This window comes from Haloarcula laminariae (genome assembly GCF_025457605.1).
Taxonomy (GTDB): domain Archaea; phylum Halobacteriota; class Halobacteria; order Halobacteriales; family Haloarculaceae; genus Haloarcula; species Haloarcula laminariae.
Window position 1 is genome coordinate 569,917 of the sequence record NZ_JAMZFY010000001.1, and the last position, 20,687, is coordinate 590,603.

General features: G+C 66.7%; 19 protein-coding genes. 12 read left to right on the forward strand and 7 right to left on the reverse strand.

What is annotated here, in order from left to right; genetic code table 11:
* Positions 1–57: 57 nt before the first annotated feature.
* The 9 genes from NJQ98_RS02995 (at position 58) to NJQ98_RS03035 (ending at position 10,106) form a co-directional block, all read left to right on the forward strand.
* Positions 58–1,404, forward strand: a complete 1,347-nt coding sequence (locus NJQ98_RS02995; protein WP_262175499.1) for an MFS transporter — start codon at positions 58–60, stop codon at positions 1,402–1,404.
* Positions 1,405–1,760: 356 nt separating this feature from the next.
* Positions 1,761–3,122: a tRNA pseudouridine(13) synthase TruD gene (gene truD / locus NJQ98_RS03000; RefSeq protein ID WP_262175501.1), complete on the forward strand. Its 1,362-nt coding sequence runs from the start codon at positions 1,761–1,763 to the stop codon at positions 3,120–3,122.
* 312 nt (positions 3,123–3,434) lie between these two features.
* Positions 3,435–4,166, forward strand: coding sequence for a DUF2103 domain-containing protein (locus tag NJQ98_RS03005; RefSeq protein ID WP_262175502.1), 732 nt, complete (start codon positions 3,435–3,437; stop codon positions 4,164–4,166).
* A gap of 129 nt (positions 4,167–4,295) precedes the next feature.
* Positions 4,296–4,574, forward strand: a complete 279-nt coding sequence (locus tag NJQ98_RS03010; RefSeq protein WP_262175504.1) for a 50S ribosomal protein L37ae — start codon at positions 4,296–4,298, stop codon at positions 4,572–4,574.
* Positions 4,575–4,600: 26 nt separating this feature from the next.
* Positions 4,601–4,735, forward strand: a complete 135-nt coding sequence (locus NJQ98_RS03015) for a DNA-directed RNA polymerase subunit P (RefSeq protein ID WP_262175507.1) — start codon at positions 4,601–4,603, stop codon at positions 4,733–4,735.
* A 70-nt stretch (positions 4,736–4,805) separates the two neighbouring features.
* Complete coding sequence (locus NJQ98_RS03020; RefSeq protein WP_262175508.1) at positions 4,806–5,054, forward strand: KEOPS complex subunit Pcc1; 249 nt, start codon at positions 4,806–4,808, stop codon at positions 5,052–5,054.
* Positions 5,055–5,110: 56 nt separating this feature from the next.
* Positions 5,111–8,623, forward strand: coding sequence for a PAS domain S-box protein (locus tag NJQ98_RS03025; protein ID WP_262175510.1), 3,513 nt, complete (start codon positions 5,111–5,113; stop codon positions 8,621–8,623).
* An 84-nt stretch (positions 8,624–8,707) separates the two neighbouring features.
* Entirely contained in the window at positions 8,708–9,112 is a 405-nt protein-coding gene (locus NJQ98_RS03030) for a DUF7344 domain-containing protein (RefSeq protein WP_262175514.1), read from the forward strand.
* Positions 9,113–9,302: 190 nt separating this feature from the next.
* Complete coding sequence (locus NJQ98_RS03035; protein ID WP_262175516.1) at positions 9,303–10,106, forward strand: bacteriorhodopsin; 804 nt, start codon at positions 9,303–9,305, stop codon at positions 10,104–10,106.
* Between the two features lie 158 nt (positions 10,107–10,264).
* Here NJQ98_RS03035 and aspS read toward each other — a convergent pair whose 3' ends face one another.
* Together aspS and NJQ98_RS03045 are read right to left on the reverse strand one after the other, a co-directional pair.
* Positions 10,265–11,569: an aspartate--tRNA(Asn) ligase gene (gene aspS / locus NJQ98_RS03040; RefSeq protein ID WP_262175518.1), complete on the reverse strand. Its 1,305-nt coding sequence runs from the start codon at positions 11,567–11,569 to the stop codon at positions 10,265–10,267.
* A gap of 254 nt (positions 11,570–11,823) precedes the next feature.
* Entirely contained in the window at positions 11,824–12,543 is a 720-nt protein-coding gene (locus tag NJQ98_RS03045) for a phosphoglycerol geranylgeranyltransferase (protein ID WP_262175522.1), read from the reverse strand.
* Positions 12,544–12,673: 130 nt separating this feature from the next.
* On the opposite strand from NJQ98_RS03045, the gene NJQ98_RS03050 reads away from it, so the two are divergent.
* Entirely contained in the window at positions 12,674–13,072 is a 399-nt protein-coding gene (locus NJQ98_RS03050) for a Rieske (2Fe-2S) protein (RefSeq protein WP_262175524.1), read from the forward strand.
* Positions 13,073–13,234: 162 nt separating this feature from the next.
* Here NJQ98_RS03050 and NJQ98_RS03055 read toward each other — a convergent pair whose 3' ends face one another.
* The 4 genes from NJQ98_RS03055 to NJQ98_RS03070 form a co-directional block, all read right to left on the reverse strand.
* Positions 13,235–13,771, reverse strand: a complete 537-nt coding sequence (locus NJQ98_RS03055) for a hypothetical protein (protein ID WP_262175526.1) — start codon at positions 13,769–13,771, stop codon at positions 13,235–13,237.
* Positions 13,772–13,909: 138 nt separating this feature from the next.
* Entirely contained in the window at positions 13,910–14,386 is a 477-nt protein-coding gene (locus tag NJQ98_RS03060; protein WP_262175529.1) for a hypothetical protein, read from the reverse strand.
* Positions 14,387–14,512: 126 nt separating this feature from the next.
* Positions 14,513–14,713 carry a hypothetical protein gene (locus NJQ98_RS03065; RefSeq protein ID WP_262175532.1) on the reverse strand — a complete coding sequence of 67 codons (201 nt, stop codon included), beginning with the start codon at positions 14,711–14,713 and terminating at the stop codon, positions 14,513–14,515.
* A gap of 257 nt (positions 14,714–14,970) precedes the next feature.
* Positions 14,971–17,454 carry a DNA topoisomerase I gene (locus tag NJQ98_RS03070; RefSeq protein ID WP_262175535.1) on the reverse strand — a complete coding sequence of 828 codons (2,484 nt, stop codon included), beginning with the start codon at positions 17,452–17,454 and terminating at the stop codon, positions 14,971–14,973.
* Between the two features lie 165 nt (positions 17,455–17,619).
* Between NJQ98_RS03070 and NJQ98_RS03075 the strand changes: the two genes are divergently transcribed.
* On the forward strand, positions 17,620–18,150 hold the full coding sequence (locus NJQ98_RS03075; protein WP_262175538.1) for a hypothetical protein: 531 nt from the start codon (positions 17,620–17,622) through the stop codon (positions 18,148–18,150).
* A 6-nt stretch (positions 18,151–18,156) separates the two neighbouring features.
* Here the strand turns inward: NJQ98_RS03075 and gatB are convergent, their stop codons facing one another.
* Positions 18,157–19,671: an Asp-tRNA(Asn)/Glu-tRNA(Gln) amidotransferase subunit GatB gene (gene gatB / locus NJQ98_RS03080; protein ID WP_262175542.1), complete on the reverse strand. Its 1,515-nt coding sequence runs from the start codon at positions 19,669–19,671 to the stop codon at positions 18,157–18,159.
* A gap of 594 nt (positions 19,672–20,265) precedes the next feature.
* Here gatB and NJQ98_RS03085 point away from each other — a divergent pair.
* Entirely contained in the window at positions 20,266–20,670 is a 405-nt protein-coding gene (locus NJQ98_RS03085; RefSeq protein WP_262175543.1) for a DUF7518 family protein, read from the forward strand.
* Positions 20,671–20,687 lie beyond the last annotated feature (17 nt).

Sequence of the window (20,687 nt, forward strand, 5' to 3'; positions counted from 1 at the left end):
GCTTCGCTCGACCCGTCGCTGGTAGGTATAAGTGGGTGCCGTCACTTGGCTCCGACAATGGCCACCGACCGAGCCGACGAGGAGGTCGACCCCCTCGACTCGTTCCGCCAGTTCTTCGCGCTGGAGCGGGACGTGCTGGTCCTCTCGCTGTCGATGCTCGCGTTCTCGCTCGCCTTCCAGATGACGAGCCGCTACCTCCCGGAGTACATGCGCGTGCTGGGCGCGAGCGCCGGCGTCATCGGCCTCTACGGCAGCGTCGGCAACCTCATCAGCGCCGTCTACCCCTATCCGGGGGGCGCGGTCTCGGACCGGCTGGGTTCGCGGTTCGCGCTGACGGCCTTCGGCGTGCTGGCGACCCTGGGGTTCGGCATCTGGTATCTCGCCGCCGCCGTGGGCGATATCGCCGTCGGCTCGGTGACACTGCCCGCGTGGACGTTCGTCTTCGTCGGGCTCTTCCTGGCCCAGGCCTGGAAGTCCTTCGGGCTGGGCGCGACCTTCGCCATCGTCAAGCAGAGCGTGCCGCCCGACCGGCTGGCGATGGGCTTTGCCAGCACCGAAGTGTTCCGCAGGTTGGGATTCCTCGTCGGCCCGCTCATCGCCGCGGGGCTGCTCGCCGCCACCGCGACGTTCGTCGGCGGCTTTCAGGCCGTGTTGCTCGTGGCCATCGGCTTCGGCGCGGTCGCGACGGTCGCCCAGCACTACCTCTACGACGCCAGCGAGGACACGCTCGGCAAGTCCTTCGAGGGCGTCTCCCAGGTGCTCACGGACCTCCGGGAGCTGCCCGAGCCGCTGCGCCCGCTGCTGGTCGCCGACACGCTCGTTCGCTTCGCCAACGGGATGGTGTACGTCTTCTTCGTCATCGTCGTCACGGACTTCCTCTCGGTCGGCTTCACCGGTTTCGGCTTCGATTTGCGGCCCGACGCGTTCTTCGGCGTCCTGCTCGGCGTCGAGATGGTCGTCGCCATCCTCTCGATGGCGCCGGTCTCGAAACTCGCCGAGTACGCCGGGCTCAAGCCCGCCGTCGCGCTGGGGTTTTCGGTGTATGCCCTGTTCCCGCTCTTGCTCATCTTCGCGCCGGCGAACCAGTGGGTCCTGCTGCTCCTGTTTGCCTACTCCGGCCTGCGTTTCGCCGGTCTCCCGGCCCACAAGGCGCTCATCGTCGGCCCCGCACAGCGCGACGCCGGCGGCCGCGTCACCGGGAGCTACTACCTCGTCCGGAACACGCTCGTGATTCCCAGCGCCGCCCTGGGGGGGTGGCTCTACGGCGCTGACTGGGTGGTCGATGTCGGCGGCTTCGTGCTGCGGGCCGGCCCGCAACTGGCCTTCGCGGTCGCGACCGCCGTCGGCGTCGTCGGGGTCGCGTACTTCGCCGTCTTCGGACGGGAGTTCGAACCGTACGAGTGAGCGACATCCGATAAATTAAGTACGGAAAACACGACAACCCGTCTATATGACGTGGCGTCGGGCCGTTCGCTCACGATTTCCGCCCGTCCGCGTCGGGCCGCTCCAGCTACTGCTCGGCGCCGCTGGCTGGGCAGTTCTCACGGTTGTGGGGGTCGTCTCACTCAGGGCGGCGCTCTGGGACTCTCTGTCTCCGGTCGGAGGCGCGCTGGGACTTGAGTCTCTCACTCCGCTCACGCTCGTTTTGCTCCAGTTCGTGCTCGCCGCCGTGGCCGGTCTCGTCGCTGTCACACTCGCTTCGACCGCCTGGCGCCGGATGGAACGCCAACCCTAAGCGCCGAGCCACGAACCATCAGGTAATGCGCGAGGCCCACCCCATCGAGCGGACCGTCGGCATGGAGTACTACGTCAGCGACGCCGACGGCGTAGGCGGGCACCTGCGGGCGAGCCCCGAGGACTTCCGCGTCACCGAACTGGAGGCGTTCGAGACCGCGCCGGTCGACGCCGACACGGGCGGCTACCCACACGTCGTCATGCGGGTCGAACTCCGCGACTGGGACACCAACGACTTCGCCAGCGCGCTCTCGGACCGGCTGGGCATCTCCCGCGAGCGGGTCTCCTGGGCCGGGACGAAGGACAAGCGCGCGGTCACCCGCCAGCTGTTCTCGGTGAAGGGCATCGACCCCGACGACCTGCCCGACCTCGACGGCACCGACATCGAGGTCGTCGGCCGCGCGGGCCGCCCGATTCTGTTCGGGGACCTCGCCGGCAACGCCTTCGAAATCGCCGTCCGGGACACCGACGCGCCCGAGAACGCCGCCGCCGTGGTCGCGGCCCTCCGCGGCTTCGCCGGCGACGCGGCCGGGGCCGACAGCGACCTGCCGGACGAACCGGTCACCGTCGCCGTCCCGAACTACTTCGGCCAGCAGCGGTTCGGTTCGCGCCGGCCGGTCACCCACGAGGTCGGGCTGGCAATCGCCCGCGAGGCGTGGAAAGAAGCCGTGCTCGCCTACGTTGGTAACCCACACGAGCGCGAGCCCGAGGACACACAGGCCGCCCGCGCGTACGTCGACGACACCGAGGACTGGCAGGGCGCGCTGGAGCGGCTCCCGCGGGCGCTGGGCTACGAGCGGTCGATGTGTCACACGCTCGTGGAGAACGGCGCCGAGGACCCCGCGGACTTCCGCGAGGCCGTCGAGACGCTCCCGAGCAACCTCCAGACGCTCTTTGTCAACGCCGCCCAGTCGTACGTCTTCAACCTGATTTGCTCCGAGCGGCTGGAACGCGGTCTGCCCTTCGACAGACCCGTGGAGGGCGATGTGGTCTGTTTCAGAGACAGCGAGGCGCCGGGGGACCTCCCGCTGCCCGACACCGACCGAACCCAGCGGGTCACAGAGAAACGTCTCCGGACCGTCGAGCGTCACTGCGAGCGCGGCCGCGCGTTCGTCACCGCGCCGCTTGTGGGCACCGAGACGGAGCTGGCCGACGGCGAGCCCGGCGAAATAGAGCGCGAGGTGCTCGACGAGGTGGGCATCGAACCGGGCGACTTCGACCTGCCCGGCGAGTTCGATAGCTCCGGTACGCGACGAGCGGTGCAGGTCCGGACAGAGCTGGGGGTCCAGCGGGACGGCGACGCTCTCACCTTCGAGTTCTCGCTCCCGAAGGGGAGCTACGCGACGGTGCTGCTGCGGGAGTTCCGCAAGAACGACCCGGAGACATAGTCTTCAGCGTCACTTGCAGTGCTCTGGGTGTCGGCGGCACGGCTATAGACTTCGAGAGCCAGAAAGCCCCCGCGCTCTGGACTCCCACGACTCGCTGCGCGCCTCGGCCTCCGGCCTCCGGTGCTTGCGTCGTCGGGGTTCGTCCAGAGCGCGGCCCCTTTCAGTCCCGCCCGTGCGGTTGGTCAATCGGCTACGGATAGGACTGAAAGAGGCCGGGGGCTTTCTGGCTGCGCTTGCTTCTGTTCACAACCCCGGTACGCCAACGACTGAGAACCGCCTCGCTTATCCGCCACAGAGCACCAACCACTCAGTATGGACTGTCGGCAGTGTGCGAGCGAACTCGACCGGCCGGGCGACTACTGCCTGGTCTGTCGCACTGCCAACGCGGATGCCGTGGTGCTGGAACTCGAACGCGAGCGCGCGACGATTACCACGCTCCTCGACGGCGAGGTGGTCGGCGAGCGGACGGTGACGACCACGCCGGAGGGCGAGGGCAGCGAGGAGCTGGTCGTGGTCGAGCTCCGGAACTTCGCCGGTCTCGTCGCCGACGAAGTGCGACGCAAGCGCCCCGAGGAGGTGTACGTCACCGGCGAGCGCGAGGTCATCAGCGCCGTCCGGGGGCAACTGCACCACGAGTTCTTCCGGGTGAAAGGCGACGACCCCGTCCAGCGGGTCATCGACCGCCAGGGCGAGCCCGCCCTCGAAGTCGTCGATGCGGCCCCGGAGTCGAAGCTGGGCGGGAGTCACTCGACGCTCATCGGGGGGCGGGCGGGCCAGCGGGTCATCTACACCGTCGCCGGCCATCCCCACGTCAAGAAGGTGATTCCGGGCCCCATCGACGCCGGCGGGGCGTCCTCGCCGACGGGCGTGCGGGCGAAGGCGACGCGGGCCGACGCCAACGGCAACGTCCGCGTGCTCATCCGGGACGGGTCGAGCGTACAGGAGAACCGCGTCGTCACCACGGCGGGCGACCGCGAACTCGGCGAGCACGTCCGGGCGGACCTCAACGAGGCGCTGGTCGAGGCCGAGTTACAGGACGAGTGAGTCAGCCCACGAGGGGACGACGCGGCCGTGGTCGACCTGTCGGGCGCCGCCCGAGATTGTGAGGGAGCCCCACGGCGAAGCCCACGTCTCGAAGGGCTTATGTGGTCGCTGGGCCGACCAATTGGTACTATGGCTAGCAAGAGCGGAAAGACCGGTAGCTCCGGCCGATTCGGGGCTCGCTACGGTCGCGTCTCCCGGCGCCGCGTCGCAGAGATAGAGGCCGAGATGAACGAGGACCACACCTGTCCGAACTGCGGCGAGGACAAGGTCGACCGCAAGGGGACCGGCATCTGGCAGTGTGGCTACTGCGACTACAAGTACACCGGCGGGAGCTACAAGCCCGAGACGCCCGGTGGCAAGACGGTCCGTCGCTCCATCCGCGCCGCCCTCGCCGAAGACGAGGAGTAAAGCGTCCCGAACCCCATCTCCCAGCTATGAGCTACAAGTGTTCACGCTGTAAGCGCGACGTAACACTCGACGAGTACGGTGGCGTCCGCTGTCCGTACTGCGGCCACCGCGTGCTGCTGAAGGAGCGTTCGCCCGACGTCAAAGAAATCGACGTCCAGTGAGGCGCCCCGTTGTAGCTCGGTTCCGGACGGCGCCGACGGCACGTACCGGGACAGCACTGCAACGACCCGCATGACGCCGCCCCATCGAACCGTTTTCGAGCTCGACTACCCCGACGAGTCCCTGGCCCGTCGCGTCGAGCGGAGCCTCCGCCCGGAGGTCGGCGACATCGAGGGGGACCGCACGACTGCGGAGCTGGCCCGCGAGGGCGCGACGCTGCGCGTGACCGTCGCGGCCGAGGACCTCGTCGCGCTGCGGGCGGGGTGTAACACGTGGTTGACGCTGGCGTCGGTCGCCGAGGCGGCCTCTCAGCGCCGATAGTCACCGATACGCTATAGTTCGTCGGCGCTGTCGGTACTGCCATCACCGGACGACGGATGACGAACGATGCCACGAGCCGCGAACTGGTCGTCGGCGGCGCGGACATGCCCGTGCCGAGCGGCGCCATCGAAGTACTGTACGTCGACGCCGACGCGGCGGTCCGCGAGCGGACGCGGGCCGCGATGGCGGACCAGCGCGAGGGCCTCTCGGTAGCGAGTGTCGGTACCGTCGAGGCCGCCCGCGAGGTCGCGGCGGCGACGCCGCCGGCCTGCCTGGTCGTAGACCCCGCCGGACTCGCCGACGTCGAGTCGCTGTTGGGCGCCGTCGACGCGCCGGTCATCGTCTACACGGACCGGGACCCGACGGCGCTGAGCGACGCGCTCGCCGGCGCGATGCGGACGGTCGTCGAGAAGGGGTCGACGAACCGCGGCGCCTTCCTCGCGGAGAAGGTCATCAGCGCGGTCGACACCCCGACCACACGGAGCGAATACGCGCTCCAGCAGGCCCTGGCCGGCGTCAGGCGGCAGGCCGAGACCGGCCAGGCGGTGTTTCTCGTCGACGACGGCGATATCGTCTGGTCCAGTACGTCGCTGGTCGCGCTGGTCGGCACCAGCGACCCGCCGGCGAGCGACGACATCTACGAGCGACTCGCCGCGCTCTGTGCGGACCGGAGCGGTGTCACCGCCGTCGAGCAGTTCGCCAGCGACCCGCCGGAGCCGGCGACCGTCCGGACCGGGACCGCGGCCAACGAGCGCCACCTCCTCCTGCAGCGGTATCCGCTGCCCGAGATGTCGGGGGCGACGACGCTCGTCCTGGTCAGGGACGTCACCGAGACCGCAGGCCGGGACGCCCGGCTCTCGATGCTGGAGCTGCTGACCGAGCAGGCACAGGACGGGCTGTACACCCTCGACGAGCGGGGCGTCATCGACTTCTGCAACGAGTCGTTCGCGCGGACGCTCGGCTACGAGCCGTCGGAACTGCGGGGCGAACACGCCCAGCGGACGCTCGCGGCCGGCGAACTGGAGAAGGGCCAGCGGACCATCGCGGAGCTGCTTTCCTCCGGGGCCGACAGCACGACGGTCGACCTGACCTTCCAGCGCAAGGACGGCACCGAGCTGGAGATGTCCATCCACTACACGCTCCTGTACGACCGAAACGGCGACTACAGCGGCCTGATGGGCGTCTCCCGCGACATCACCGACCGGATAGAGCGCGAGCGGGAACTGGAGCGGCGCAAGGAGCTGTTCGACGGGCTGGTCGACCACTTCCCCAACGGCGCGGTCTTCCTGTTCGACGACGAGCTGCGGTACACGATGGCCGGCGGGGACGAATTCGAACGGCTCGGTAGCGACCCCGACGCGGTGCTCGGGGAGTCCCCCTCGGAGGCGTTCCCGCCGGAGAACGCGGACCGGCTGGAACGGGCCCAGCAGGCGGCCCTGTCGGGCGAGAAGCGCTCGTTTCACGTGACCCTCAGCCCGTCGGACGGCGCCGAGCGACACTACGAGGTCCAGACCATCCCAATACGGGACGGCGACGGCGCGGTCGTCTCCGGGATGGCCCTCGTCCAGAACGTCACCGAGCGCATCCGGCGGGAACGGGAGCTCGAACAGTCGAACACGCTGCTGTCGACGCTGTTCGACGCGCTCCCGGTCGGCGTCCTCGTCGAGGACAGCGACCGGAGTGTCCTCACCGCGAACCAGCGGTTCGTCGACCTGTTCGACATCCCGGCGTCCCCCGACGACCTCGTCGGGACGCACAGCCCCGACACCGCCGAGGCCGTCGCCGACCAGTTCGCCGACCGGACGGCGTTCCTGACGGCGTTCGACCGGCTCGCCGACCGCCGCCGTCGCCGGCTCAACGAACACCTCGAACTGGCCGACGGGCGCGTCGTCCAGCGCAGTTACCTCCCGGTCGACCTCCCGACGGGGCCGGCGAACATCTGGCTCTACCGGGACATCACCGACCGCATCGAGCGCCAGCGGGAGCTCGAACAGACGACCGAGCGGCTCGAACTCGCCCTCCAGGGGGCCGAGCTCGGCGTCTGGGACTGGAACGTCGAGACCGGCGACGTCACGTTCGACGAGCGCTGGGCCGGGATGCTCGGCTACGATGCCTCGGAACTCGACCACCGCCTCGAGACGTGGGAGGAGCTCGTCCACCCCGAGGACTTCGAGCGGGCCTGGAGTACTATCGACGCCCACCTGGCCGGCGAGACCGACATCTACCACTGCGAGTACCGGATGCGGACCAGGGACGGCGACTACCGCTGGATTCGCGATATCGGCCGCGCCGTCGACCGCGACGACGGGCGGCCCCTGCGTGCCGTCGGTATCCACCGGGACATCACCGAGCGAAAGGAGCGCCAGCGCGAACTCGAGACACAGCGCGACGAACTGGCGACGCTCGCGCAGGTCCACGGCCTCATCCACGACGTCATCGGCGCGCTGGGGTCGGCGGCGACCCGGTCCGACATCGAGGAGACGGTGTGTGACCGCCTCGTCGAGTCCGACCTCTACCAGTTCGCGTGGATTGGCGAGCGCGAGGGGGCGAGCGCGCGACTCGGGGCCGAGACCGTCGCCGGGGACGACGACGGCTACCTCGATATCGTCTCCCAGCGCTCCACGGCCGGCGACGAGACCCCCGGGGCGGAAGCGATTCGGACCGGCGAGACCCAGGTCGTCCACGACATCGAAACCGACGAGCGGGTCGCGCCCTGGCGCGACGCGGCGCTGGCCCGGGAGTTCCGCTCGGCGCTCATGGTTCCGCTGTGCCACGACGAGGCCATCCACGGGGTCCTCGCGGTGTACGCGAACCGCCCCGAGGCGTTCAGCGAGCGGGCCGTCGAGGCCTTCACCGTGCTCGGCGAGATGGTCGGGTTCGCGTACACGGCCGTCCAGAACCGGCAGCTGCTGGTCCACGACCGCGTCGTCGAGATGGAGTTCCGGTCGACGTCGCCCGACGCCTACCCGCTGGGCGTGGCCGCCGCCCACGACTGCGTCCTCCGGGGGTCCGGCAGCGTCGACCTCGGTGATGAGGTCCTGGTCTACCTCTCCGTCGAGGGGGCGTCCCCGGCGGACGTGCTGGCCGACCTCCGTGACCACGAACTGATTCTGGACGGGCGCGTCATCCGCGCTGACGGGGACAGCGGCGTCGTCGAACTCAGCGCGACGCGCTCGTATCACTCCGTCCTGCTCGACGTCGGCGTCAGGCCTCTCGCCCTCGTGGCCGACGGCGAGGAACTCAGCGTCACCGTCGAAGCGCCCCTCGACGCCGAACCCCGGGCCATACTCGATACGCTGTCGGAGCACGCACCCGGCTTCGAGCTGGTGGTCAAGCAGGCCCGCGAGCGCAAGCCGACAGTTGCGGACGACAGCGTGTCCCTGCGAGCGGAACTGACCGACCGACAACGGGACGTGCTCCGCTCGGCGTACCTCGCGGGGTACTACGAGTGGCCCCGGGACACGACCGCCGAAGAGCTGGCCGAAACGCTCGATATCGCCTCGTCGACGCTGCACCAGCATCTCCGGCGGGCCGAGCGCAACCTGCTGGACAGGATACTTGAGAACTGAGGGGACACCGTCTGTTCGAAGGAAAACCTAGTTATCTAGGTGTGCTGTTGATACCCCCGACGGGCGTTGACACGACATGCGAGCATGAGCGACCAGCAAAACAGCCCGCGCGGCGACCAGTGGCGCGGGATGACTCCCCAGAACCGCGGCCTCGACACCCCGATGATAGACGACGTGTTCGAGGCGCTGTCGGACTGGCGGCGGCGAGCGGTCTGTCGCTATCTGGTGACCTGCGAGGACACCGGTGTCGACGTCGAGACGCTCTCGACAGCCGTCGCCCGACAGGGGCAAGCCAGCGGGGTCACCGACTCGGAGACCACCGTCGACTCCGTCGAGCGGGCCCTGGTCGAGACCCACCTGCCCGAACTGGACCGGCTCGGCCTGCTCGACTTCGACGAGCGGAGCCGCGCCGTTCACTACTGGGGCCAGGCCACCGTCGAGAAGTGGGCCGAACACGCCGAGACCGTCAGCCGGGACGGAGAGTTCTGACCACCGCCGGGTTCCCGCCGACCCTCCACCACCTACGGACCCGAACCGATGGGTACTGCGGTATCGAGCACTTCAGTGGGAGTGGTGCCGATTCCGGACTGGTACGGCCGTTATCGAATCGGATGTCCGACGGCCGCACCTATAGAGTTGGGGTAGGCGGATTTACGTACTCGCCGTCATATTCAGGCGCATGTCAGCACTAACCGCGGCACTGCTTCAGGCCACCCAGGCCGAGGCCGTAGACGCGATACAGAGTGACGTGTTGCTGTCGTCGTCTCTCTGGGTCAACATCGCGCTCGCCGGCTTCTCGGCGCTCCTGTTCGTGTACATGGGTCGAAACGTGACCGACTCCCGGGCGAAGTTCATTTTCGCCGCGACGCTGCTGATTCCGCTGGTCTCCATCTCCAGTTACACCGGGCTCGTCTCGGGGTTGACGGTCGGGTTCATCGAGATGCCGGCTGGCCACGCGCTGGCCGGCGAGGAAGTGATGAGCCAGTGGGGCCGCTACCTGACCTGGGCGCTGTCGACGCCGATGATACTGCTGGCGCTCGGACTGCTGGCGAAGGTCGACACCCCCGATCTCTTTACCGTCATCGCGGCCGATATCGGGATGTGTATCACCGGGCTCGCGGCCGCGCTCGTCACCTCGTCGTACGCTCTCCGGTGGGTCTTCTATCTCATCAGCTGTGCCTTTTTCGTCGTGGTGCTGTACGCCGTCCTCATCGAGTGGCCCGAGGCCGCTGCCGCGGCCGGGACCGACGAGATATTCGGCACCCTCCGAGCCCTGACCGTCGTGCTGTGGCTCGGCTACCCGATCATCTGGGCGCTGGGCGTCGAGGGACTCGCACTCGTCCAGAGCGTGGGTATCACCTCGTGGGGCTACTCGGCGCTGGACATCGGCGCGAAGTACGTCTTCGCGTACCTGCTCCTGCGCTGGGTCGCGGCCAACGAGGAGGTCGTCTCCGAGGCGCGCACCGCTCCGGTCGACGACTGACTGGGCCGCTCTCCGGGCGACGACTCGTCCGGTGGCGGATACAGAACAGCCCTCCGACGGTCTCGAACCGCTGCGAGACAGAGCGACGCTACGGGGAGAGTCGCTGGCGGTCCTGCGACGCTCGCTTCGCTCCCGTCGCTGGCTCTCAGGTCTTCGCCCTACGGGCTCAGACGCTGACGATCTCGCGGGAAGAGGACAGCCTCGCGGATGTTCTCCAGCCCGAGCATCGTCATGACAAGCCGTTCGCCGCCGAGCCCCCAGCCCGCGTGGGGCGGCATGCCGTACCTGAACATCTTGGTGTAGTAGTCGAACGCTTCGGGGTCCAGTCCCTGCTGTTCGAACCCTTCGACGAGGCGGTCGAAGCGGTGTTCGCGCTGGCCGCCGGAGACCAGTTCCATCGACGGGTGCATCATGTCGAAGCCCGTCGATATCTCTTCGTCGTCGTCGTGGTCCTTGATGTAGAACGGCTTGATCTCGCTCGGCCAGTCGGTGATGAAGTAGTGTTCGCCGACCTCCTGGCCGAGGACGTGTTCGGCCTCCGTCGAGAGGTCGTCGCCCCAGACCAGCGGCTCGTCCAGCTCGCCGGTGGCGTTGATCTCATCGAGGGCCTCCTGGTAGCTCAGACGCGGGAAGTCGCCCTCGGGCGCCGAGAACTCCTCGTCGAGCCCGAGCGCTTCGAGTTCGTCCTGACAGTTCTGTGCGACGCCCTCATAGGCCGCCTTCACGACGTGTTCGCAGGCGTCCATCGCCTCCGTGTGGTCGTAGAAGGCCGACTCGAAGTCGATGCTGGTGGCCTCGTTGAGGTGCCGGGGCGTGTTGTGTTCCTCGGCGCGGAAGATCGGCCCGATTTCGAAGACCCGCTCCAGGCCGGAGCCGACCATCAGCTGCTTGAACAGCTGCGGGCTCTGGTTCATGAACGCTTCCTGACCGAAGTAGGTGATGGGGAACAGCTCGGTGCCGCCTTCCGTCCCCGTGGCGACGATTTTCGGCGTGTTGATCTCCGTACCGCCCAGCTCCCGGAACGCCTCCCGGACCGAGCGAAGCACTTCGGCGCGGATCTCGAAGATGGCCTTGACCTCCTCCTTCCGGAGGTCGAGGGTGCGGTTGTCGAGCCGCGTCGGCAGCTCGGCGTCGACCTTGCCGGATGGGTCGAGGGGCAGTTCGGGGTCGGCCTCGGAGATCACGTCGACGCTCTCGGGCGTGACCTCGACGCCGGTCGGGGCGCGCGGCTCCTCCTCGACATCGCCCGTGACCGAGATGACCGATTCACGCTGGACGTTCAGCCCCGTCTCGACCAGCTCGTCGTCCATCTCGTCTTTCTCGAACTTGACCTGAATCTTGCCGGTCGTGTCCCGGAGGATGAGGAAGGCGATACCACCGAGGTCGCGGATCTCGTGGACCCAGCCGGCGGCGGTGACGGTGTCGCCCGGCTCGGCGTCTGCGGTGTAGGTTCGGTCGTCCATGGGGGTGGATTCTGAGTCCCCGGACTTAAGGACAGTCTTTCTGTGCGAGACGCCGAACGCAGTGAGGCGTCTCGTAATTGCGAGCGGGAGCGAAGCGACACGCGAGCAGGGAGTCGTTCTGTGGCCTCGAAAGCGAGTGCCACGGCAGGGGTGACCTCGAAAACGAGCGCCACGGCGTCGGCAACCGCCGCTTCGCAGGGACAACGAGAATATCGGCTTCGCTGTGCCGGCGGACGCGTCTAAAACGCGGTCGCTTACTCGGTCGGCGTGGCCGCTTTGGCGTCCTGTGCGCCCTCGACGGTCTCGCGGACCGCCTCGCTCCCCTCGTCGTGGACCAGGTCGCCGACGACGATGGTGTCGGCGTGTTGGGCCATCGTATGGGCCGACTCGTAGTCGTGGATGCCGCCGCCGTAGAACAGCGTCGCGTCGTCGAGGATGTCGGCCGCGGCGGCGACCTTCTCGGTGTCGCCCAGCATGCCCGAGTACTCGACGTAGACGATCTCCTGGCCGAGCAGGTGTTCGGCGGCCTCGGCGTAGGCGGCGACCTCGTCGGCCTCCAGGTCGCAGTTGGCCTGCGTGTACGTGGCCACGGAGGCGTCGGGGTTCATCACGATGTAGGCCTCGGTGAAGGTCCGGGACCAGTCTATCTCGTCGTCGATACGAATCCACTCCTTGTGGGCGCCGGTGACCCAGGTCACGTCGCCGGCGTTCATCACCACCGGAATCAGGTAGCCGTCGTGGCGGTCGCTGTGGACGACCGACGCCGGGTTCGACGGTTCGATGTAGACGGGGATGTCGTGTTTGCCACACGCGTCGACGACCCGCTTCATCTTCTCCTCGGTCATCCCGGTCGTGCCGCCGACCTCGATGGCGTCGGTGCCCGTGGCGGCCACGTCCTCGTAGGTCTCGTCGGCGTACAGTGTCTTGTCCGGGTCGATTTTGGTGATGTGGTCCCAGTCCGCCCAGTCGCTCATACGGATGGGACGTTTGCCTGTCGGCATAACGGCTTCGGATGGGCGAACCCGACGCCCCGGTGGTCCGCCGACCCGTGCAGGCGGCCGGCTGACCGTCACGGCTTAGCCGCTCCCGGTACTGTCCCGACACATGCACCAGCTGACCACTGTCGAGCAGGTCCACGAGGAGGGGTCGTACCTGTTCACCGCCGCGGACCCCTACGGCGACCCGGAGGAGATAATCGTGGTGCCCTGCGGGGACGGCGTCGAGGCGTGGGTCAACCGCTGTACCCACGAGAACCAGCGGTTCGACACCGGCCGCGGGGTGCCGATGCGCGACGGCGAGATAATCTGTCCCCGCCACGGCTCGCTGTTCGACGCCTGCGGGGGCGACTGCGACAACGGCGAGGCGGCCGGGACGACGCTGCCCGACATCGATATCGCCGAGCGTCACGGTACCGTCTTCCTCATCGACGACGACTACGAGTTCTCCCACGAGGGCGGTATCGACGACGACGGCCCGAGTTCCACGTCGCATCTGCAGCTGTAGCGGTCGGTGTGAATACGATGGGTCTATTCACGGAAGCTCTGACAGTCACTTGGTCAGTGTAGCGATACAGTGAACGACGAGGTCTACCAGCTGTCGGAGAACGACTAGAACCGTCATGCAAAACTTCTGTCTCGCGCCGCAGTCGCGCGCTTTATACAGTATTCACCGGAGTGTTACGTTCTCGACGAGGATTATCTTCACACCTTGAATCTCGCCGATCTTCTCGACCGTTCCCTCGAAACTGATTCGTTCACCGTCGTGGAATTCGTCTACGTCACCTCTCGGCTGAGCGTTCTTCAACATAAACGGACGCGAGCCCGATGCGTCGTCGTAGAATACACGAAAGCCCTCGTACTCTTCCTGATAGGGCTCGTAATATTTCACATCGTTCGCCGCAATCTGCTTGCCTACCCACTCGTTAGGGTTCTCAGTAACCGTACGATAATCCGAAAGCGAGTCGATTAGATACCCTGACGCTGGCTCGGTGGTCGCAGTCGGCTTTTCGGACCCAGAGTCCGCATCTGTGGGCGTTGTCTCCCCGTCAGTGTCCGCACTCTCCTCCCCTGGCGGAGTCGGTGAGTCTGCATCAGCTGAGGTCGAGTTCCCCTCGCCGCCAGAGCATCCCGCTAGACCGGTCACCACGGCACTCCCGCCGAGTGCGATGAATCGTCGCCGATTGAGCTGGCTTCTACCCGACATAAAAGCCTCCGAGCACCGTCGAGATTAAAAGCGCTCCGAAAGTGCAGTGATGGGGACGAGCCAGCCATCTTCTGTACCGATTGGTATCGTATCTACGACGGAATTGACGACCACGACAAAAATGGGGCAATCTCGCCTTTACCCTTCGACCGTGAGTGTCGTTGTCCTTGAATTGACTCCCTCTTGAACAACCTGGATTTCTTCAACGGCATCCCCTTCAGTCGTGAATATGAGGCGGTAGCCGACGTCTTGTTCCGCTTTCGTACACTCCTCCTCGGTTGTCTCTTTCGTGCCAATCATCGCGTTGACCGTGGGCGGGTCCGACCCCTCAACCACGGTAACCGAGCCAAGTTCAATTGTCGTACAACCGTCTTTGACTGCAACAGTTCCTTCGACGATGTACTCACCGTTCTCGGCCTTTGAGATGTAGTGTTCTGCAGCAGCACTACCGATAACTTCGAACGAGTGGTCAGTCACCGTTGCGCTCTTTTCAGGAGTTTGGTTCGGTGTTTCAGTCGGACTCGATTCATCACTGTTCTCTGAGTCGCTTGAACACCCCGCTACCGCTATCGCGCCGCTCGCAAAGGCGCTCGTGAGAAACCGGCGTCTATCCATACCGTAAACAGGATAGGACCATCTGATTAGTGTTCCGTTGATAACGCCTCCGGGAGTGGCTGAGAACACGTATCGTTTGGGTAACGTTCAGAACATCCGAACGCAGTAATTTTCGCTAAAGGGAACTCACGAGGTGCTTTTACCGTATCGTGACCGGAGAAATAAATACAAGAGAGCGAAGGCGGTCCCTAGAAAGATTCCTCGCAACAGCCCCGCTCTGATGTTACCAGTTAGTAGGAACACTTCTGCCCCGACGGTAAAAAGAGTGTAAGTGGTAATCAGAATCGCTCCGAGAATCCACGGATTGTCGAAATCTATGTCAGCCATTGGAAAGGTATCTGCAGACGCTCACATAAATATTGGCCAATCTGTGCGTCTACTGACCGGCTGTATCAGCCACTTACGTGGATTAAGAAACCGAACCCACACCAACTGATGGGGAGCCCGGTCTCGTACGGGAGTTCCTGTCTGTGAGCCGGTATCGAGCGAACACTCGCGGCCGCCAGCGGGACACGCTGGAACGGGACCCAGGCTGCTAGCCGTGTGCAACCGCCGTCGTGGCGGCGACTGCCTCTCTCACACCATCAGGCTTCCAGTTCGGTCTGCCAGTCACGGACCTGGCTCGCGCTGACGCCCTGGACCTCGGTGGCGACGACGTCGGCGTCCGCCTCCCGGAGCGCGTCCAGGGAGTCCACGCCGGCGGCTTCCAGCTTCTCGGCGGTCGCCCCGCCGATGCCGCTCAGGTCCTCCAGCTCCTCGACGGCGTTTCTGGCGCGGTACTCCTCGAAGTTACAGATGGGACAGCCAAGCTCCCACGGGTCGTCGCTGTCGGGGTCGACGACGAGTTCGGGGAGGTCGTGCTCGTCGCAGAACTCGTCGGTCACCTCGATGTCGCCGTTGCGGGGCAGGGGCAGCGAGTACTCGCAGTCGGGGTAGCGCGTACAGCCGACCAGCCGGGAGCCCGAACGGAGGTGTTTGATAGCGAGTTCGCCGCCCTCGCTGTCGTGGCAGTCGGGGCACGGGCCGATGACTTCGTCCTCGCTCTCGTCGGCCTTCTCGGCCTCACAGCGGGGACAGCCGTGGACGAAGGTGTCCCGGCCGGCGAGCATCTTCACGTGGTGCATCTCGTGTTCCTCGCACTCGTCCTCCAGGACGAGCGGCTCGCCGGTCGAGGGGAGCGGGAGCGTGTTGCGACACTCGGGGAAGCCGTCACAGCCGACGAAGTACGACCCCTGTCGGGACCGCCGGACGAGCATCGCCTCGCCACACTGGGGGCACGGGCCCAGCGTCTTGTCGGCTTTCAGGGACTCCTGGAGGTGTTCGCCGATCTCCTCGCGGGAGTCGGCCAGCTCGTCGAACACCCGCTGGAGCATCTCGCGGGACTCGTCGGTCACCTCGTCCAGGGTGGCCTCGCCGTTGGCGATGCGGGTCATGTCCTGCTCTAACTGGGCGGTCATGTCGTCGCTGACGACGCGGTCGGCGAACTCCTCGGCGGCCTCGACGACGGCCATCGCCAGCGTCGTCGGCCGGGGCGGGTCCCCCTCGATGTAGCCGCGGTCGTACAGCTTCTCGATGGAGTTGTGCCGCGTGCTCTTCGTTCCCAGCCCCTTCTTCTCCATGGTCTCGATGAGCCGCGACTGGCCGTAGCGTCGGGGCGGCTGGGTCTGTTTGTCCTCCAGACGCACGTCGCTCATCGCCAGCTCCTCGCCCTCCTCGACGTCGGGGACGTGGTTCTCGCTGGCGCTGGAGTACGGATAGACGGCGTGATAGCCCGGTTCGACGAGGCGCTTGCCGTTTGCCTTCAGCGACCGGCCGGCGGCCTCGGCGACCACGCGCAGACGCTCCCAGGTGGCGGGCTCGGCGACCGTCGCGAAGAAGCGCCGGACGACGAGTTCGTACACCTCCCACTCGTCCTCGGAGAGTTCGGACTTCGAGGGGAGCTCCCCGGTCGGGTGGATGGGCGGGTGGTCGGTGGTCTCCTCGTCGCCCTCTGTGGCGACGATGTCGTCCTGTTCGAGCAGCGCCTCGGCGTCCTCGCCGAAGTCCGAGGAGCTGACGAAGGCGTCGAGCAGTTCGTCCTCCTCTAGGTCCTCGGGGTAGACGGTGTTGTCCGTGCGCGGGTAGGTCATGTAGCCCGCGGTGTACAGCTCCTCGGCGATGGACATCGCCCGCTGGGCGGAGTAGCCCAGCGAGCTGGCCGCCGAGATAAAGGCCGTCGTGTTGAACGGCGTCGGGGGGCTGTCGGTGCGGCTGCGCCGCCGGACGCCCGTGACCGTCGCCGCGTCGACGCCGCTGAGGTCGGCGTAGGCCGCGTCGGCGCTGTCCTCGTCCCAGACGCGCTCGGCCTCTTTCCCGTCGTCGTCGTAGAAGTACTGGGCCTCGAATTTCGAGTCGTCCTTCGTGAGGTCGGCGAATATCTCCCAGTAGTCCTCCGGGTCGAAAGCCTGAATCTCGCGCTCGCGGTCGACGATGAGCTTCAGCGTCGGCGACTGGACACGGCCAACGGAGATGAAGTCGTCGCCGAGCTGGCGGGCCGAAAGCGAGAGAAAGCGGGTCAGCGCCGCGCCCCAGACGAGGTCGATAATCTGGCGGGCCTCGCCCGCGGCCGCGAGGTCGAAGTCTATCTCGTCGGGCTCGGCGAAGGCCTCCCGGACCTCGCGTTCGGTGATAGAGGAAAAGCGCACGCGGGAGACAGGCACGTCGGTCACCTCGCGGATGAGCTCGTAGGCCTCCTTGCCGATGAGCTCCCCCTCGCGGTCGTAGTCCGTGGCGATGACGGCGCTCTCGGCCTTGCGGGCGAGCTGTTTGAGCGTCGTGACGATGTTCTCCTGGGTCGCCTCCTTCGTGACCTCGGCGTCGATGAGCTCGACCGGCTCGACGTCGCGCCAGTCGTTGTACTCGGGCGGGAAGTCGACGCCGACGACGTGTCCCGACAGGCCGACGACGCGCTTGGTCCCCCACCGGTAGACGTTGACCCCGTTTCGCCGCTCGGCCTCGGCGCTCCCCTCCGAGAGGATTTCGGCGATGCGGCGGGCGGCGTTGTCCTTCTCCGTGATTATCAGCTCCATCGGCCACCACCTCTCGTACTCATTAGGGGTCGCTACGCTCGGAGGCGTCCTAAAGACTTTCGGGGAATCGAACGACAGCGCGGGCGTGCAGCCGCACGCGGGCGCTCTCGCCGCGCACGTCGGCGCCATCCGATGGGCTCTTGGGCGCCCGGACGAACCCCCACTATGGACAGACGGACTGCCCGCATCCTCCGTGGGGTCGCCGCCGCGCTCGTCTTCGTCACGGCGGCGTATCACCTCTGGTGGGGGTTCCCGCGGAGCCTCGTCTATCTCAACGCCTTCGGCACCGGCGTCCCGCCGGACCCGCGTCCGTTCCTCTTCGTCGCACTCGGCGCGGTTCTGCTCGCGGGCCCGTATCTCGTCTCCTTTGACGTCGTGAGCCTGCGGACCGCGTACGCCGGGGCCGCGCTCCTGCTCGTCGGCTCCATCGCGGCCTGGGTCACGTGGCATGCCACCGGCCACGGCGCCTTCCTCGTCGACGGGTTCTCAGCCCCTGCATCGGGTGGCGGCCACAGCCACGGGGAGCGAAACACCGTGTTGCTCATCCTCGACCACTTCAACACCGAGCCGGTCGAGGCCGCTATCAAGCTGGTCGAGACCGCCGCCGTCGCCATCTTCCTGGCGCTGTTCCGGATGGACCCGGCGGTCGTGACCCAGACACAGCAGGACGGTAGGAGCGACGCCAGCGAGACGTAGTCGCCGTTACTCGTCCAGTGCCTCGCGCAACAGCCCGTTGACCTCGCCGGGGTCGGCGCTCCCGCCGGTCTTTTGCATCACCTGGCCGACGAGGAAGTTCAGCGCGTTGTCCTCGCCGTCGTGGTAGTCCTCGACGGTGTCGGGGTTCTCCTCGATGGCTTCCTCGACGGCGCCCTGGACCTCGTCGCCGGAGGTCTTGCCGAGCCCCTCCCGCTCGACGACGGTGTCGGGGTCGTCGCACTCGTCGAGCATCTCACGCAGCACCGTCTCGCGGGCGTTCTTGGCGGTAATCTCGTCCTCGGCGACGAGTTCGACGAGCCGGGTCACCTCCTCGAAGCGGTCGTCGATGTCCGTGACAGACATGTCGCGGTAGTTGAGTTCGCCAAGCAGGTTGTCGGCGACCCACGTCGAGGCGAGGTCGGCGTCGAACTCCTCGGCGACGCTCTCGAAGAAGTCAGCGACCTGCTTCGTGCTCGTCAGCTTGGAGGCGGCCTCGTCGCTGAGCCCGTATTCCTCGACGAACCGCTCGCGGCGGGCGTCGGGCAGTTCCGGGATGTCGATTTCGTCTTTCCAGTCCGACACCTGCAGCGGCGGGATGTCGGCCTCGCGGAAGTAGCGGTAGTCCTTCTCCTCCTCCTTCGAGCGCATCGAGACCGTATTGCCGTGGGTCTCGTTGAAGTGGCGCGTCTCCTGTTCGACAGCCCGGCCTGACTGGACGAGCTTGCGCTGGCGTGACTCCTCGAATGCCAGGGCCGTCTCGGCGCCCTTGTGGCTGGAGATGTTCTTGACCTCCGTGCGGTTGGCGTCTTCGAGCACTTCGTCGTCGATGTGGCCGTCCTCGCCGACCTCGTCGGCGTCGACCATCGAGAGGTTCGCGTCGATGCGGAGGCTCCCGTCGCGGGTCGCGTCGAAGACACCCAGATACTCCAGTACCTCCTCCAGCTTTTCGAGGAACGCCCGGACCTCGCCCGGGGCGCGGAAGTCCGGCTCGGTGACGATCTCCATCAGCGGCGTCCCCGCGCGGTTGTAGTCGACGAGCGTGTAGTCGGCCCGCTCGATGGACGTGGTGCGTGATTCGAGGGGCCCGCTGCCGTCACGGACGTGTTTGATGGAGCCGGGGTCTTCCTCCAGGTGCGCGCGGCGGATGTCGACCGCCCGCCGGTCGCCCTCGACGGCGAACTCCAACCGGCCGTCCTGACAGATGGGGGAGTCGTACTGCGTTATCTGGAAGTTCTTGGGCAGGTCGGGGTAGTAGTAGTTCTTCCGGTGGAAGGCGGTCTCCTCGGGGATGTCGGCGTCGATGGCCTTGCCAACCTTGACGGCGGCCTCGACGGCCCCCTCGTTGACGACCGGCAGCGCCCCGGGCAGCCCCAGACAGACCGGGCAGGTGTTGGTGTTTGGCTCCTCGCTGGGCTCGGTCGAACAGCCACAGAATATCTTCGTCTCCGTCTCCAGCTGGACGTGGACCTCCAGCCCGATGACGGCCGCGAGTTCGCGGGACTCGGCGGCTTGTGCAGTCATTACCACTGATTCGGCGTCCCCCGGCTAAAGCGTAACGACCCCTAGCTGTGGTGGTCGATTGAGGGACTGGGCTTCGTATCAGCCAGAACGCCCCGCTAGCAGAACGGCGTGACGGACTGCCAACAGCCAGAAAGCCCCCGACCGTTCGACGGCTGCGACTCGCTGCGCTCCTCACTACGTTGCGGTGCTTGCTTCGTCTCGCTCGTCGAACGGTCGGCCCCTTTCAGTCCCACCCGTAGCCGGTTGGTCAAACAGCGCTGGGTGGGACTGAAAGGGGCGGCTGGCTCCGGGAAGGCGGGCGAAATAAGCACTGGACTGAGCGTAGCGAAGGAAGGGCGCAACGAGCCCCCCGACCGGAGCCCGCCGGGGCTTTCTAGCTGTTTGAGGTCTCCTCGTAGCAGCGAGTGGATCCCACATCATCAACCACCACTACTAGCCCCGCGTTTCCACTCCAGATGGCGACAGTATCCGGCCATCGGCTCACCGGCCGCGACTCCCCGATACGTCCGCCAGCGCGCGCGAACACCCTATCTATCGGAATCCGAACTGTTGTCTGACGCACGTTTATGTGGACGGATAGTCACTGTATAGCATATGTGTGGTAACCGCGTCGAGGAACTGGAAACGCGCGTTCAGGAACTGGAAGCCTCCGTCGAGGGACTGACCGACGAGCTCGTCGAGTGCAAGGTCCGCATCCGCGAGCTCGAAAACACCGTCGACGAGCAAAACGGGTTCAGCCGGGCGCCGCCCGAGCAGGCGGGCGAGGAGCGGGCCGAACGACAGCCCGAGGAGTCGGAGCCGTCGGCGGCCGACGCCGCGGACTCTTCCTCGACCGAGAGCGAGATTCTGGTCCCCGAAGCCGGGAGCGATACGGCGACGCCCGAGGCCGGTACATCTAACACCGAGGCTCCCGAGGGGTCTGACAACACCGCCGACCCCGAGGCCGACGCGGAGTCGGAGACCGACGAGGAGTCGGGCTCCGACATCATCGTGGCCTAGACGGGCGGCCCCCCTCA